Below are 14,047 nucleotides of genomic sequence, written 5' to 3'. Positions count from 1 at the left end.
GCCCACAGCGGGGCCGGATAACATCTGGCCCCGATGGACACCGAAGCACAGCCGACGGAGCGCGACCGCTCCTCCCGCCCTTCCGACTCCGAGGAGACCTCGGACACGCAGGGGCAGGAGGGACGGTCGCGTTTCGTGTTGCTGTCGCGGCTCACCGACTGGCTCCCGGGCGGCCGTATCAGCCTGACCCTGCTGGTCTTCCTCCTTCTTCTGCTGCTGCTCAACACGTTTGTGCTGCAGCCGTTCCAGATCCCCAGCGGATCCATGGAGTCCGGATTGAGGATCGGCGACCGCGTTCTCGTAAATAAGTTGGCGTACCGTTTCGGTGCCGAGCCGCAGCGGGGCGATGTTGTCGTGTTCGACGGAACTGGGTACTTCGGGGATGCCGACTACATCAAGCGCGTTGTAGGTGTGGGGGGAGACCGCGTGGTCTGCTGCGACAAGGAGGGGAGGATCCGGGTGAACGGCCGGTCGGTCGACGAGTCGACGTTCCTCCACCCCGGCGACGAGCCGTCCCAGGTGCGCTTCGACGTCGTCGTGCCCGACGGCGCCCTGTTCGTCCTCGGCGACCACCGCAGTGAGTCCAGCGACTCCCGCGACCGTCTGGGCTCGCCCGGCGGTGGGATGGTCCCGGTCGAGGACGTCATCGGTCGCGCCGACTGGATCGTGTGGCCCTCCGCCCACTGGACCCGCCTGCAGCGTCCGGACGCCTACGCGCGCGTGCCCGCACGGGAGGGCGCGCATGGGTAACCGTGGCAAGCCCCGCGGCGTGCCCAGCAGCCCCGCCGACAATCTGCTGCCCACCGGCGCCCGGCGCGCCGCCGGCCCTTCAGGCGGTCGTACGCGCGCGGAGCGTCGCAAACTCCAGCGCAAGGTCAAACGACGCCGCAGGCGCTCCGCGATCAAGGAGATACCCCTCCTCGTCGGCGTCGCTGTCCTCATAGCGCTCGTCCTGAAGACCTTCCTCGTCCAGGCCTTCGTGATCCCGTCGGGGTCCATGGAGCAGACGATCCAGATCGGCGACCGCGTCCTGGTCGACAAGCTCACCCCCTGGTTCGGCGCCAAGCCGCAGCGCGGGGACGTCGTCGTCTTCAAGGACCCCGGCGGCTGGCTCCAGGACGAACAGACGACGGTGAAGAAGGAGGACCCCGTCGTCGTGAAGCAGGTCAAACAGGCCCTCACCTTCATCGGCCTGCTGCCGTCGGACGACGAGAAGGACCTCATCAAGCGTGTCGTCGGCGTCGGAGGCGACCGTGTGAAGTGCTGCGACACCCAGGGCCGGGTCACCGTCAACGGCGTTCCCCTGATCGAGGACTATCTGTACCCCGGCAACGCCCCCTCGGAGGCGCGGTTCGACATCACCGTCCCACCGGGGCGGCTGTGGGTGATGGGCGACCACCGCGCCGACTCCGCGGACTCCCGCGTCCACCAGGACCGGGACTACAACGGCACCGTCTCCGAGGACGAGGTCGTCGGACGGGCCATGTGGATCGCCTGGCCGCTCGGCCACTGGACCTCCCTGGACGAACCGAAGACCTACGCCACCGTGTCCGACTCGGCGACCGGGTCGACCGCGGCTCCCCAGCTGTCGCATAGGGTTGCGTCAGACGATTCGAACGGACCGATCCAGCTCCCGAGCCCTGCGGAACTCCCGCTCGTTATGGGAGTGGTGGGCCTGCGCCGTTTTTGGGGCAGGCAGCGGCACAGAGTAAGGAGTTGGCGTGGGGGATGTTGCGGTTGGCGCACGGTCCGGACACGACGGCGAGGAGCACCGCGGACGCCCCGTGGGAGCAGCCGCCCCGGCCACGGACGGCGCCGTGACCTCCGGGAATGACCACCCCGGAGCGGCTGGTGGCGGTAGCGGGTCGGGCGGTCAGCCCCCGGCCGACGGTGAGGGGCCGGGCGGGGCAGCCCCGAGCCCCAAGAAGCAGCGCTCCTTCTGGAAGGAGCTGCCCATCCTGATCGGTATCGCGCTCGTCCTCGCGCTGCTGATCAAGACTTTCCTGGTGCAGGCGTTCTCCATCCCCTCCGACTCGATGCAGAACACCCTCCAACAGGGTGACCGTGTCCTGGTCGACAAGCTCACCCCCTGGTTCGGCTCCGAGCCCGAGCGCGGCGAGGTCGTCGTCTTCCACGACCCCGACAACTGGCTCGCGGGCGAGCCCACCCCGGATCCCAACGCCCTGCAGACCTTCCTCAGCTGGATCGGCCTGATGCCCTCCGCGGAGGAGAAGGACCTCATCAAGCGTGTGGTCGGCGTCGGCGGTGACACGGTCGAGTGCAAGAACACCGGCCCGCTGAAGGTCAACGGCAAGGCGCTGGACGAGCCGTACGTCTACCCCGGCAACACGCCGTGCAGCGTGGACGACCAGGGTGGCCAGTTCAAGGTGAAGGTGCCCGAAGGCTACATCTGGGTCATGGGCGACCACCGCCAGAACTCCCGCGACTCGCGCTACAACCAGGCCGACAAGAACCACGGCATGGTCCCCGTCGACAAGGTCGTCGGCCGCGCCATCGTGATCGCCTGGCCGGTCAACCGCTGGGACAACCTGCCGGTCCCGGACACCTTCGAGCGGGACCTGAACGCCCGGTCCGCCGCGCTCACCGTGGCGCCGCAGGGGCTCGCCCTGGCCGGTGCGGTGCCGCTGGTGCTGTGGCGCCGCCGGCACGGCAGGGCGGTGGCCCGGACCCGCTGACCACGCGGGCCGGACCAGGTCCGCAAGGGCTTGGGAAAGCTTTGGTGAGGTGGTGGCCCCGGGCGCTCGGGAGGGGCTGCCGGGGGTCGGTACCGCCGGGTAGGGTGCGGACCCATGGGTGGCGAGAGCACGACACGTACGGTGCCGCATCACGGTGGCGCGAGCAGTGGCCCGGCGGGCAGCCGGACCGGACAGCGGTTGTCCGGGCTGGCCGTGGCGCTGGGCCTTGTGCTGTTCCTGGGCGGATTCGCCTGGGGAGCGGTCGTCTACCGGCCGTACACCGTGCCCACCGGTTCGATGGCGCCGACGATCGATGCGGGTCAGCGGGTACTGGCCCAGCGGGTCGACGGCGGTGAGGTACGCCGCGGTGACGTGGTCGTGTTCACCGACAAGTCCTGGGTGAGCAACGCGCCCGTGGTCAAGCGCGTGGTCGCCGTCGGCGGGGACGTCGTCGCCTGTTGCACGGACGGCAAGCTGACCGTCAACGGCAAGCGGATCGACGAGCCCTATCTCGCCGAGGGCAGCCTGGCCGGGATCGAGCACTTCCCGACCGTGAAGGTGCCCAAGGGTCGGCTCTTCCTGCTGGGCGACGAGCGCAGCGGCTCCCTGGACTCCACGGCCCATCTCACGGACGCCGCCGGCGGCACCGTGGGACGCGACGCCGTGTCGGCCCGGGTGGACGCCGTCGTCTGGCCCATGGACGGCTTGCTGCCGCGCCCCACGGGTTTCGAAAGCCTCGGTGGGCTGTCCTCGCCCGGCCCGCTGCGGACCATCGTCGCCCTGATCGTCGCGGGCGCCGTGCTGGTTCTGGGTGGCGGGGCCTACGGCCCGATCGCCAAGCGGCTCGCAGGCGCTTCCCGCGCCCGGACGGAGCCCACCGGTGCCCGCTGAGGCCGCGGACGTGGCGGACGAGCCGTACCGTGCGCAGAGCCCGCACGGCGACTCGTACGCAGGCGGGCTGCGCAAGGTCGCCCGCGTGGTACTGCTCGATCCGCGGGACCGCATCCTGCTGCTGCACGGCCATGAGCCGGAGGATCCGGCCGACGACTGGTGGTTCACCCCGGGCGGCGGAGTCGAGGGCGACGAGAGCCGTGAAGAGGCCGCCTTGCGGGAACTCGTCGAGGAGACCGGCATCACGGAGGTCGAACTCGGCCCCGTGCTGTGGCGGCGCATGTGCTCCTTCCCGTTCGCGGGTCGTCGCTGGGACCAGGACGAGTGGTACTACCTGGCCCGTACGACGCAGACGGCCACCCGGGCCGTCGGCCTCACCGAGCTGGAGCGGCGCAGCGTGGCCGGAGCGCGCTGGTGGACGTGTCAGGAACTTGCCCGAGCACATGAGACGGTGTATCCGACCAGACTCGCCGAGCTGCTGCGCACGCTGCTCGACGAAGGTCCCCCCGCCGGGCCCGTGACCCTTGACCCTGAAATCGTCTAGGTGCTGACGGGACTGGCGCACAATGGTGGGATCGCACGGCTGAAGGGGAACATGCCATGAGCGCCGAGGACCTCGAGAAGTACGAGACCGAGATGGAGCTCAAGCTCTATCGGGAGTACCGCGATGTCGTCGGTCTGTTCAAGTACGTGATCGAGACCGAGCGGCGTTTCTACCTGACCAACGACTACGAGATGCAGGTGCACTCGGTCCAGGGTGAGGTTTTCTTCGAGGTGTCCATGGCAGACGCCTGGGTGTGGGACATGTACCGACCGGCTCGCTTCGTGAAGCAGGTACGGGTCCTCACATTCAAGGACGTGAACATCGAGGAGCTGAACAAGAGCGATCTGGAGCTTCCCGGCGGGTGATGGTCACCCGCAGGGGTGAGCGGGTTTTCCACAGTCGCGGACTTGTCCACCAAGATCCAACAGCTCGCTGAGTCGGCTTCATCGTTGGCGCCGGAGGTGGTGCCGACATGAACGCACGCAGTGCACTCGGCAAGTACGGCGAGAATCTCGCCGCCCGCCGGCTGGTCGAGGCCGGGATGACGGTTCTGGAGCGCAACTGGCGCTGCGGCAGGACCGGAGAGATCGACATCGTCGCCAGGGACGGTGACGTCCTGGTCGTCTGCGAGGTGAAGACACGCAGGGCCATCGGGTACGAGCACCCGATGGCAGCCGTGACCCCCGAGAAGGCGCAGCGGCTGCGCGGCCTCGCGGAACGCTGGATCCACGCGCACGGAGGCGCACCACCCGGCGGAGTCCGCATCGACCTCGTCGGCGTCGTCCTGCCCGAGCGCGGCGCCCCCGTGGTCGAGCACGCCCGGGGGGTGGCCTGACATGGGATTCGCGCGTACCTGCTCGGTGGCCCTCGTGGGCGTCGAGGGCGTGGTGGTCGAGGTGCAGGCGGACCTGGAGCCGGGGGTGGCGGCCTTCACCTTGGTGGGACTGCCGGACAAGAGCCTGACCGAGAGCCGGGACCGTGTGCGGGCGGCCGTCGTGAACTCCGGCGGTGAATGGCCGCAGAAGAAGCTCACCGTCGGCCTCAGCCCCGCCTCGGTGCCCAAGGCCGGCAGCGGCTTCGACCTGGCCGTCGCCTGCGCCGTCCTCGGCGCCTGCGAGCGCATCGATCCACGGGTCCTCGCCGACATCGTGATGATCGGAGAGCTCGGCCTGGACGGACGGGTGCGCCCCGTGCGGGGCATCCTGCCCGCCGTGCTGGCGGCGGCGGAGGCAGGCTACGAACAGGTGGTCGTCCCGGAGTGCGCCGCGGCCGAGGCCTCGCTGGTGCCGGGGGTGTCCGTACTGGGCGTACGCAGCCTGCGCCAGCTGATCGCCGTCCTCGGGGACGAGCCGGTGCCCGAGGAGGAACCCGCCGAGCCGGGACGCCCCGATCCGCTGCTCGCCGGTCTGCGCATGCCGGGGACGGGCACGGCCACGGGTATGCGCGGCATGGGCGCCACCCAGCCCGAGCACGGCCATGACCTCGCCGACGTGGTGGGGCAGATGTCGGCGCGCACGGCCGTGGAGGTCGCTGCCGCGGGCGGCCACCACCTGTTCCTCGAAGGACCGCCCGGCGCGGGCAAGACGATGCTCGCGGAGCGGCTGCCGGCCATCCTGCCCCGGCTCAGCCGGGGAGAGTCCCTGGAGGTGACGGCGGTGCACTCGGTGGCCGGACTGCTGCCTCCGGGAAAGCCCCTGATCGACGTGGCCCCCTACTGCGCCCCCCACCACTCGGCGACGATGCAGGCCCTCGTCGGCGGTGGTCCCGGCATCGCGCGGCCCGGCGCGGTGTCACTGTCCCACCGGGGCGTCCTCTTTCTGGACGAGACCCCCGAGTTCAGCAGCCGGGCCCTCGACGCCCTGCGACAGCCGCTGGAGGCCGGGCATGTCGTGATCGCGCGCAGCGCGGGGGTCGTACGTTTTCCGGCCAAGTTCCTCATGGTGCTCGCGGCCAACCCCTGCCCCTGCGGCCGCTTCTCCCGGACGGACGACATGTGCGAGTGCCCGCCCTCGGCGATCCGCCGCTACCAGGCGCGGCTGTCCGGGCCGCTGCTCGACCGGGTCGACCTCCGGGTGGAGGTGGACCGCGTCACGCGCGCACAGCTGGCCGAGCGCGGGGCCCGGGGCGAGTCCACGGCGATCGTCGCCGACCGGGTGCGGGCGGCCAGGGAGCGGGCCTCGGCCCGGCTCGCCGGCACCCCGTGGCACACCAACAGCGAGGTCCCGGGCCGGGAGCTGCGCAGCCGCTGGCATGCCATGGCCGGTGCCATGGACGAGGCGGAACGCAACCTGGAGCGCGGAGTGCTGACCGCCCGCGGACTCGACCGCGTCCTGCGCGTCGCCTGGACCGTCGCGGACCTCGTCGGCCACGACCGGCCCGACGCGGCGGACGTCGCCCTGGCACTGCAACTGCGCACCGGCGTGCCGCGGGGCGTGCCCATGGCCATCGGGGCGATGACATGACCGGGGCCGCGGCGCCTGACCGCGAACTGCTCGGGCGGGTCTTTCTGAGCCGGGTCGTCGAGCCCGGGGACGAGGCCGCCGGACGTTGGGTGCGGGAGTACGGGGTGGGGGAAGTGGTGCGGCGGCTTCGGGAGGGGGCACAGCCCCTGCCGGGCGTGAGCGACAAGCGGTGGGACGGCCTGCGGGCCCGCGCGCTGTCGGCCGACCCCCGCCGGGACCTCGACGTCGCCCGGGAGGCCGGGGTGCGGTTCCTGCGCCCCGGGGACATGGAGTGGCCGCGGCAACTCGACGACCTGGGGGACGCGCGGCCCATCGGGTTGTGGGTGCGAGGGCCGGCCAGTCTGCGGATGTGGGCCCTGCGTTCCGTGGCCGTCGTCGGGGCGCGAGCCTGCACCGAGTACGGCGCCCACATGGCGGCCACCCTCGCCGGTGACCTCGCCGAGCGGGGATGGGTGGTGGTGTCCGGCGGGGCCTACGGCGTCGACGGCGCGGCCCATCGTGGCGCCCTCGGCGTCGGCGGTGCCACCGTCGCCGTGCTGGCCTGCGGGGTCGACCGTCCCTACCCACGCGGGCACACCCAGTTGATCAACAGGATCGCGGGCCAGGGGCTGGTGATCGGGGAACTGCCTCCGGGCGATCACCCGACGCCCAGCCGGTTCATCGTGCGCAACCGGGTGATCGCGGCTCTGACCCGAGGCACGGTCGTCGTCGAGGCCGCCCACCGCAGCGGCTCACTGGTCACGGCTCGGGCCGCCCAGCGGCTGGGCCGGCACACGATGGCGGTACCCGGCCCCGCCACCAGCGGGCTCTCCGCCGGCGCCCACGAACTGCTGCGCGCTGACGCCGTACTGGTCACCGATGCCGCCGAGATCGTCGAACTCGTGGGTGACATGGGAGAACTCGCGCCCGAGCGACGTGGGCCCGTCCTGCCGCGCGACCTGCTGGAACCGGGCGCGCGTCGCGTCCTGTCCGCACTGCCCGCTCGTGGCGCGGCGAGAGCGGACGAGGTCGCGCGCGGCGCCCAGACCAGCGAGGACGACGCGGTCGCGCGACTGTACGAACTCCGCTCACTTGGTTACGTCGAACGACACGGCGACGGCTGGAAGTTGACACGCCAGGCAGTGATGTCCGTTCGAGTCGCTCGACGTCACTGTTGACCGAGCGTGTTCGGCCGTACGGGGGAACACGGACGCCCTTGTGAATTCCCCCAGTTGGGGTGTTCGGGTGATCACGTAGAGCGATCGCCCTGCCCCGGTGGGGCGTCCAGCGGAACGTATCTGCGTACGGCTTGCGCTCCGCTCTTCGCACACCGCGACTCCGCAGTCACGCTACGCTCACGGGGATTCCGGCGCAGAACGACACCACGACCCCCGAACGGCACCAGAACGACGTCAGACCGGCAGCTCCCCCAGGCCGCCCCAGTTCACGGCAGAACGGCACAAGGCAACGAATGCCCCAGCACACCTCCGGGCCCGACCGGGCGGCGCTCCCCCCAGCCGCCCGCGACGGTGGCAGCGTGCGACCACCCGCTCCCTCGACACTCGACGAGCTGTGGCGGTCGTACAAGGCGACGGGGGACGAGCGGTTGCGCGAGCAGCTGATCCTGCATTACTCGCCGCTCGTCAAGTACGTGGCAGGCCGGGTGAGCGTCGGTCTGCCGCCCAACGTCGAGCAAGCGGACTTCGTGTCCTCCGGGGTCTTCGGGCTCATCGACGCGATCGAGAAGTTCGACATCGACCGGGAGATCAAGTTCGAGACGTACGCGATCACGCGCATCAGGGGCGCGATGATCGACGAGCTGCGGGCCCTGGACTGGATCCCGCGGTCCGTGCGGCAGAAGGCGCGGAACGTGGAGCGGGCCTACGCGACCCTGGAGGCGCGGCTGCGGCGGACGCCCACGGAGGCGGAGGTGGCCGTCGAGATGGGCATCGCCGTGGACGAACTCCACGCCGTGTTCAGCCAGTTGTCGCTGGCGAACGTGGTGGCACTGGAGGAGTTGCTGCACGTCGGCGGCGAGGGCGGCGACGGTCTGAGCGTCATGGACACGCTGGAGGACACCGCCGCGGACAATCCGGTGGAGGTGGCCGAGGACCGGGAGCTGCGACGGTTCCTGGCACGGGCGATCAACACCCTGCCGGAGCGGGAGAAGACGGTCGTCACGCTGTACTACTACGAGGGGCTGACCCTCGCCGAGATCGGCAATGTGCTGGGCGTGACCGAGAGCCGGGTGAGTCAGATCCACACCAAGTCGGTGCTGCAGCTGCGGGCGAAGCTGGCCGGCTTCGGTCGTTGACCGGGCGGGGCGCGTCGTTGGGGTTCCGCGGAGAGACTCCCGTCCGTGGTGGCACCTCCGTAAAGTGGTTGACGTGCCAAGGATTCGAGCGGCCTCCGTGGCCGAGCACCGGTCGATGCAGCGAGCCGCCCTGCTGGACGCGGCGCGGTCCCTGTTGTCCGAGGGCGGGACGGAGGCGCTGACCTTCCCGGCTCTCGCCGAGCGGACGGGACTCGCGCGCTCGTCCGTGTACGAGTACTTCCGTTCGCGGGCAGCCGTGGTCGAGGAACTGTGCGAGGTCGACTTCCCCCTGTGGGCCGCGGAGGTCTCCACGGCGATGGAACGGGAGTCGACGGCCGAGGGCAAGGTCGAGGCGTACGTACGACAGCAGCTCGCGCTGGTCGGGGACCGGCGGCACCGGGCTGTGGTGGCGATCTCCGCGAGTGAGCTGGACGCGGGGGCCCGGGAGAAGATCCGGGCGGCGCACGGCGGCCTGGTCGCGATGATCGTCGAGGCGCTGGCGGAGATGGGGCACCGCGAGCCTCGGCTGGCGGCCATGCTGTTGCAGGGCGTCGTGGACGCGGCCGTGCGGCGGATCGAGCTGGGCGCGGCGGAGGAGCCTTCGGCCATCACCGAGGCCGCCGTGGCCATGGCGCTGCGGGGGGTTGGGGGCTGACCGTTCGGGTGGGCCGTTCGCTTGACCCGGGTCGGGTCGAGGGGGTGTGCCTCCTCTGCGAGGGCGCGCCGGCCGGTCGGGCGCCTCGCTCGGCACGCCCTCACGGGGGCGCATGCGCTCGCCGGTGGCGGCCTGTGCCGTCGGCGCCCGGCGGGTGCCCGCCTGTGACGTCGGCTCTTTCGGTGTGGCCCGTGCCCAGCGAGGCCGGTCCTTGAGCCCGAGCCCTTCTGCACGGCCCGCGCCGGGCGGCGCCCGCCTGCGAGGTCCGCGGCGGTGCCTGCCTGTGCGGCCCCTGTGCCTGGCGGTGTCTGCCTGTGAGGTCCGTGCCTGGCGGTGTCTGCCTGTGAGGTCCGTGCCGGCGGTGTCTGCTCGTGAGGTCCGTGCCCGGCGGCGTCCGCTCGTGAGGTCCGTGCCCGGCGATGCCCACCCGTGTCGCGCGAACCCGCGTCCCCCGGCTCAGCACGGCCACCGCCGCTGCCGGAGGCCCGGAGGCTCGGAGGCTCGGAGGTCAGAAGCCCGAAGCCCGAAGCCCGAAGCCCGAAGCCCGAAGCCCGGAGGCCCGGAGCGCTGGCGCCTGACGGATGACGGATGACGGATGACGCAGTACGAACGACGGCAGACGGCAGACCACGGGCGACAGGCGACGGACGACGGGCGACTGACGGCGGACGGAGGGCGAAGGCGGCGGCGATCTCGCTCACCGCGGCACGGGCACCCCCAGTACCGGCAGCAACCGCGATGGTCCCCTGTGCAGCAGCCAGGGCGGCAGCAGCGCGAGCGGATCCAGATAGGCCTCGCCTCTCCGCAGCCCCCAGTGCACGCACGTCCCCGCGCAGTGCGACCCGGTCGCCTCCGCCGTGCCCACGACCTGGCCCGCGTCCACCTCGTCGCCTTTCCTCACGGTCGCCCGCACCGGCTCGTACGTCGTCCGCAAGGGTGGACTTCCCGTCCCCGTCAGCTCCACCGAGACCACCCCCTTTCCCGCGACCCGGCCCGCGAAGGACACCCGTCCGGCCGCCACCGCCCGCACCGGGGATGCGCCGGCGGCCGCCAGGTCGATGCCGCGGTGGCCGCGGGCGTACGGGGAGGCCGGGGGTTCCCAACCGCGGAGGATCGAGGGGCGTGAGGCCACGGGCCAGGTGCGCCCGATCGGCGGAACCACAGGCGCCGGGGCCGGCTCCGCGCGGGCCGTCGTGGCGGTCGGGGTCAGCCGCGGGGCCGGTGCCAGCAGGACGGCCGCCGTCAGGAGCAGCAGCAGAATCAGCCGCCCGCAGACCCTCGCCGCGCCGACCGCCCGGGGCGTTCCCGGCTTCCTCGCACATCGATTCGCTCGCATGGCAGAACCGTCGCGCATGTCCGTCGATCATGGCCGGGATCTGTGGACAACTCCCGGGTTGTGGACATCGGCGTCACCCGCCGCCTCGCGGGTCCCGTACACTTCTTCTGGCGATCCGGGTCACCGGGTCGACTTCGCACGCCCCGACACGGCCACCGGAAACGGTCCGTGTCAGCGCCCCTCGGTCCTTCGTGGCACGGCGCATGTGGGCGTCAGGCGCGGGAGCCGTCCGGCATCCGCGGCACAACCGAGAACATTCAAGGAGATACGGCCATGGCCGTCGTCACGATGCGGGAGCTGCTGGAGAGCGGCGTCCACTTCGGTCACCAGACCCGTCGTTGGAACCCGAAGATGAAGCGGTTCATCTTCACGGAGCGCAACGGCATCTACATCATCGACCTGCTCCAGTCGCTGTCGTACATCGACCGCGCCTACGAGTTCGTCAAGGAGACCGTCGCCCACGGCGGCACGGTCATGTTCGTCGGCACGAAGAAGCAGGCGCAGGAGGCCATCGCCGAGCAGGCCACCCGCGTCGGCATGCCCTACGTCAACCAGCGCTGGCTGGGCGGCATGCTCACCAACTTCTCGACGGTCTACAAGCGTCTGCAGCGCCTGAAGGAGCTTGAGCAGATCGACTTCGAGGACGTCGCGTCCTCCGGTCTGACCAAGAAGGAGCTGCTGGTCCTCTCCCGCGAGAAGGCCAAGCTGGAGAAGACCCTCGGCGGTATCCGCGAGATGCAGAAGGTGCCCAGCGCCGTCTGGATCGTGGACACCAAGAAGGAGCACATCGCCGTTGGTGAGGCCCGGAAGCTGAACATTCCGGTTGTCGCCATCCTCGACACCAACTGCGACCCCGACGAGGTCGACTACAAGATCCCGGGCAACGACGACGCGATCCGCTCCGTCACCCTGCTCACCCGTGTGATCGCCGACGCCGTCGCCGAGGGCCTCATCGCCCGTTCCGGCGTGGCGACGGAGGGCAAGGGCGAGAAGGCCGCGGGCGAGCCGCTCGCCGAGTGGGAGCGCGACCTGCTCGAGGGCGAGAAGAAGGCCGAGGAGGCCCCGGCCGCTGCCGAGGCGCCCGCTGCCGAGGCCCCCGCCGCCGAGGCTCCGGCCGCCGAGGCCCCCGCCGCCGAGGCTCCGGCCGCCGAGGGCGAGCAGGCCTGACCGTCTTGTCAGCGTTGACGGCGGGAGCGGTCCTGCGACCAGTCAAGTCCGCTCCCGCCGTTCACCCGTAGGTCAGCGGTAGGCAGCGACCTCCGTCCACAGTTGAGGTCGCACCCCGTAGATCTTCGATCTTCCAGACTTCGAGAAAGATTCACAGACTCATGGCGAACTACACCGCCGCCGACGTCAAGAAGCTCCGTGAGCTCACGGGCGCCGGCATGATGGACTGCAAGAAGGCGCTGGACGAGGCCGAGGGCAACGTCGAGAAGGCCGTCGAGGCGCTCCGCATCAAGGGCCAGAAGGGCGTCGCCAAGCGTGAGGGCCGCTCCGCCGAGAACGGCGCCGTGGTCTCGATCATCGCTGACGACAACTCCTCCGGTGTCCTCGTCGAGCTGAAGTGCGAGACGGACTTCGTCGCCAAGGGCGAGAAGTTCCAGGCCGTCGCCACCGCGATCGCCGAGCACGTCGCCAAGACCTCCCCGGCCGACATCGAGGCCCTGCTCGCCTCCGAGATCGAGGCCGGCAAGACCGTCCAGGCGTTCGTGGACGAGGCCAACGCCAACCTCGGCGAGAAGATCGTCCTGGACCGCTTCGCGCAGTTCGCCGACGGCTTCGTGATCGCGTACATGCACCGCACGATGCCCGACCTGCCCCCGCAGATCGGTGTCCTCGTCGAGCTGGACAAGCCGAACGCCGAGGTCGCCAAGGGCGTCGCCCAGCACATCGCCGCCTTCGCGCCGAAGTACCTCTCCAAGGAGGACGTGCCGGCCGAGGTCATCGAGTCCGAGCGTCGTATCGCCGAGGAGACCACCCGCGCCGAGGGCAAGCCCGAGGCCGCGATCGCCAAGATCGTCGAGGGTCGGGTGAACGGCTTCTTCAAGGACGCCACGCTGCTCGGTCAGCCGTACGCGCTCGACAACAAGAAGTCGGTCCAGAAGGTCCTGGACGAGGCCGGTGTCACCCTGAAGCGCTTCACGCGCATCAAGGTCGGCATCTGAGTCCGTACCGCGATCGACGCTCGACCCCGATAGGGTCGAAGGCAGTCGTCAGCATCCATGACGGATGCCGTCACCACGCACGCGCGCGTGACGGACGACAGCAGATCTGACGAGGAGGCCATTGCCGCGCATGGGATGCGAAACACGCCCGGGCCGGCAGTGGCCTTCTTCGTATGTGCACCACGTAACAAAGGCGGGATCTCGATGACCACCAAGGCCCAGAAGAGCGACGACGGCAAAGTACACGGCCGGTTTCTGCTGAAGCTGTCCGGAGAGGCCTTCTCCGGTGGCGGGGGACTCGGCGTCGACCCGGACGTGGTGCACAAGATCGCCCGCGAGATCGCCGCCGTCGTGCGTGACGGCGCGCAGGTCGCGGTCGTCATCGGCGGTGGCAACTTCTTCCGCGGTGCCGAACTCCAGCAGCGCGGCATGGACCGGGCCCGCTCCGACTACATGGGCATGCTCGGCACCGTGATGAACTGTCTCGCCCTCCAGGACTTCCTGGAGAAGGAGGGCATCGACAGCCGGGTCCAGACCGCCATCACCATGGGCCAGGTCGCCGAGCCGTACATCCCGCTGCGGGCCGTGCGCCACCTGGAGAAGGGCCGTGTGGTCATCTTCGGCGCCGGTATGGGCATGCCGTACTTCTCCACCGACACCACCGCCGCCCAGCGCGCCCTGGAGATCGACGCCGAGGCGCTGCTCATGGGCAAGAACGGCGTGGACGGGGTCTACGACGCCGACCCCAAGACCAATCCCGACGCGGTCAAGTTCGACTCCCTCGGCTACGGCGAGGTCATCACCCGCGACCTGAAGGTCGCCGACGCCACCGCCATCACCCTGTGCCGCGACAACAACCTCCCGATCCTCGTCTTCGAGCTTCTGACGGAGGGCAATATCGCCCGCGCCGTCAAGGGTGAGAAGATCGGCACGCTCGTGGGTGAGCAGGGCAGCCAGGGCTGACGCCCGAGTACCACCCCGTCCGGGGGACGGACGGGACGGACC

Annotated in this window: 15 protein-coding genes; 14 read left to right on the top strand and 1 reads right to left on the bottom strand. The window is 70.6% G+C overall.

The window, feature by feature from the left end; translation table 11 throughout:
• The first annotated feature begins 33 nt into the window (after nt 1–33).
• From lepB (ACFYNL_RS12175) to ACFYNL_RS12125, 11 genes are all read left to right on the top strand, one after another.
• Complete coding sequence (gene lepB / locus ACFYNL_RS12175) at nt 34–750, top strand: signal peptidase I (RefSeq protein WP_388800881.1); 717 nt, start codon at nt 34–36, stop codon at nt 748–750.
• A complete protein-coding gene (gene lepB / locus ACFYNL_RS12170) occupies nt 743–1,834 on the top strand; it encodes a signal peptidase I (RefSeq protein WP_388800879.1) in 1,092 nt (363 codons plus the stop codon). Before lepB (ACFYNL_RS12175) ends, lepB (ACFYNL_RS12170) begins: the two co-directional genes overlap by 8 nt.
• On the top strand, nt 1,722–2,696 hold the full coding sequence (gene lepB / locus ACFYNL_RS12165) for a signal peptidase I (protein ID WP_388800876.1): 975 nt from the start codon (nt 1,722–1,724) through the stop codon (nt 2,694–2,696). Before lepB (ACFYNL_RS12170) ends, lepB (ACFYNL_RS12165) begins: the two co-directional genes overlap by 113 nt.
• A 114-nt stretch (nt 2,697–2,810) precedes the next feature.
• Entirely contained in the window at nt 2,811–3,587 is a 777-nt protein-coding gene (gene lepB / locus ACFYNL_RS12160) for a signal peptidase I (protein ID WP_388800873.1), read from the top strand.
• 10 nt (nt 3,588–3,597) lie between these two features.
• Nucleotides 3,598–4,131, top strand: coding sequence for an NUDIX hydrolase (locus ACFYNL_RS12155; RefSeq protein WP_388802655.1), 534 nt, complete (start codon nt 3,598–3,600; stop codon nt 4,129–4,131).
• 56 nt (nt 4,132–4,187) lie between these two features.
• Nucleotides 4,188–4,496, top strand: coding sequence for a DUF2469 domain-containing protein (locus ACFYNL_RS12150; RefSeq protein ID WP_003965949.1), 309 nt, complete (start codon nt 4,188–4,190; stop codon nt 4,494–4,496).
• 107 nt (nt 4,497–4,603) lie between these two features.
• Nucleotides 4,604–4,966 (top strand): YraN family protein, encoded by a 363-nt coding sequence (locus ACFYNL_RS12145; RefSeq protein ID WP_388800871.1) that lies wholly within the window; start codon nt 4,604–4,606, stop codon nt 4,964–4,966.
• A gap of 1 nt (nt 4,967) precedes the next feature.
• The gene (locus tag ACFYNL_RS12140; protein WP_388800868.1) at nt 4,968–6,593 is read left to right on the top strand and encodes a YifB family Mg chelatase-like AAA ATPase; all 1,626 of its coding nucleotides are present in this window, start codon (nt 4,968–4,970) and stop codon (nt 6,591–6,593) included.
• Complete coding sequence (dprA, locus tag ACFYNL_RS12135; protein WP_388800865.1) at nt 6,590–7,750, top strand: DNA-processing protein DprA; 1,161 nt, start codon at nt 6,590–6,592, stop codon at nt 7,748–7,750. The genes ACFYNL_RS12140 and dprA overlap by 4 nt, the downstream gene beginning before the upstream one ends.
• Before the next feature lie 293 nt (nt 7,751–8,043).
• The gene (whiG, locus tag ACFYNL_RS12130; protein WP_388800862.1) at nt 8,044–8,886 is read left to right on the top strand and encodes an RNA polymerase sigma factor WhiG; all 843 of its coding nucleotides are present in this window, start codon (nt 8,044–8,046) and stop codon (nt 8,884–8,886) included.
• Between the two features lie 97 nt (nt 8,887–8,983).
• Nucleotides 8,984–9,541 (top strand): TetR family transcriptional regulator, encoded by a 558-nt coding sequence (locus tag ACFYNL_RS12125; protein WP_019755150.1) that lies wholly within the window; start codon nt 8,984–8,986, stop codon nt 9,539–9,541.
• Between the two features lie 697 nt (nt 9,542–10,238).
• Here the strand turns inward: ACFYNL_RS12125 and ACFYNL_RS12120 are convergent.
• Entirely contained in the window at nt 10,239–10,877 is a 639-nt protein-coding gene (locus tag ACFYNL_RS12120) for a murein hydrolase activator EnvC family protein (RefSeq protein ID WP_388802652.1), read from the bottom strand.
• 273 nt (nt 10,878–11,150) lie between these two features.
• On the opposite strand from ACFYNL_RS12120, the gene rpsB reads away from it, so the two are divergent.
• The 3 genes from rpsB to pyrH all read left to right on the top strand — a co-directional run bounded on the left by rpsB (nt 11,151) and on the right by pyrH (nt 14,005).
• On the top strand, nt 11,151–12,044 hold the full coding sequence (gene rpsB, locus ACFYNL_RS12115; RefSeq protein ID WP_388800859.1) for a 30S ribosomal protein S2: 894 nt from the start codon (nt 11,151–11,153) through the stop codon (nt 12,042–12,044).
• A gap of 161 nt (nt 12,045–12,205) precedes the next feature.
• Nucleotides 12,206–13,042: a translation elongation factor Ts gene (gene tsf / locus ACFYNL_RS12110; RefSeq protein WP_388800856.1), complete on the top strand. Its 837-nt coding sequence runs from the start codon at nt 12,206–12,208 to the stop codon at nt 13,040–13,042.
• A 204-nt stretch (nt 13,043–13,246) separates the two neighbouring features.
• Nucleotides 13,247–14,005, top strand: a complete 759-nt coding sequence (gene pyrH / locus ACFYNL_RS12105) for a UMP kinase (RefSeq protein ID WP_019757092.1) — start codon at nt 13,247–13,249, stop codon at nt 14,003–14,005.
• Nucleotides 14,006–14,047 lie beyond the last annotated feature (42 nt).

The organism is Streptomyces sp. NPDC007808 (assembly GCF_042868655.1).
GTDB lineage: Bacteria > Actinomycetota > Actinomycetes > Streptomycetales > Streptomycetaceae > Streptomyces.
The sequence above is the reverse complement of the archived record's forward strand: the minus strand, read 5'-3'. Positions and strand labels throughout refer to the sequence as shown.

Coding starts and splice junctions, on each gene's coding strand:
- tsf (WP_388800856.1), top strand. CDS start 12,206: ATGGCGAACTACACCGCCGCCGACGTCAAGAAGCTCCGTGAGCTCACG.
- lepB (WP_388800873.1), top strand. CDS start 2,811: ATGGGTGGCGAGAGCACGACACGTACGGTGCCGCATCACGGTGGCGCG.
- ACFYNL_RS12150 (WP_003965949.1), top strand. CDS start 4,188: ATGAGCGCCGAGGACCTCGAGAAGTACGAGACCGAGATGGAGCTCAAG.
- ACFYNL_RS12140 (WP_388800868.1), top strand. CDS start 4,968: ATGGGATTCGCGCGTACCTGCTCGGTGGCCCTCGTGGGCGTCGAGGGC.
- ACFYNL_RS12120 (WP_388802652.1), bottom strand. CDS start 10,877: ATGCGAGCGAATCGATGTGCGAGGAAGCCGGGAACGCCCCGGGCGGTC.
- lepB (WP_388800881.1), top strand. CDS start 34: ATGGACACCGAAGCACAGCCGACGGAGCGCGACCGCTCCTCCCGCCCT.
- ACFYNL_RS12145 (WP_388800871.1), top strand. CDS start 4,604: ATGAACGCACGCAGTGCACTCGGCAAGTACGGCGAGAATCTCGCCGCC.
- dprA (WP_388800865.1), top strand. CDS start 6,590: ATGACCGGGGCCGCGGCGCCTGACCGCGAACTGCTCGGGCGGGTCTTT.
- rpsB (WP_388800859.1), top strand. CDS start 11,151: ATGGCCGTCGTCACGATGCGGGAGCTGCTGGAGAGCGGCGTCCACTTC.
- lepB (WP_388800879.1), top strand. CDS start 743: ATGGGTAACCGTGGCAAGCCCCGCGGCGTGCCCAGCAGCCCCGCCGAC.
- pyrH (WP_019757092.1), top strand. CDS start 13,247: ATGACCACCAAGGCCCAGAAGAGCGACGACGGCAAAGTACACGGCCGG.
- whiG (WP_388800862.1), top strand. CDS start 8,044: ATGCCCCAGCACACCTCCGGGCCCGACCGGGCGGCGCTCCCCCCAGCC.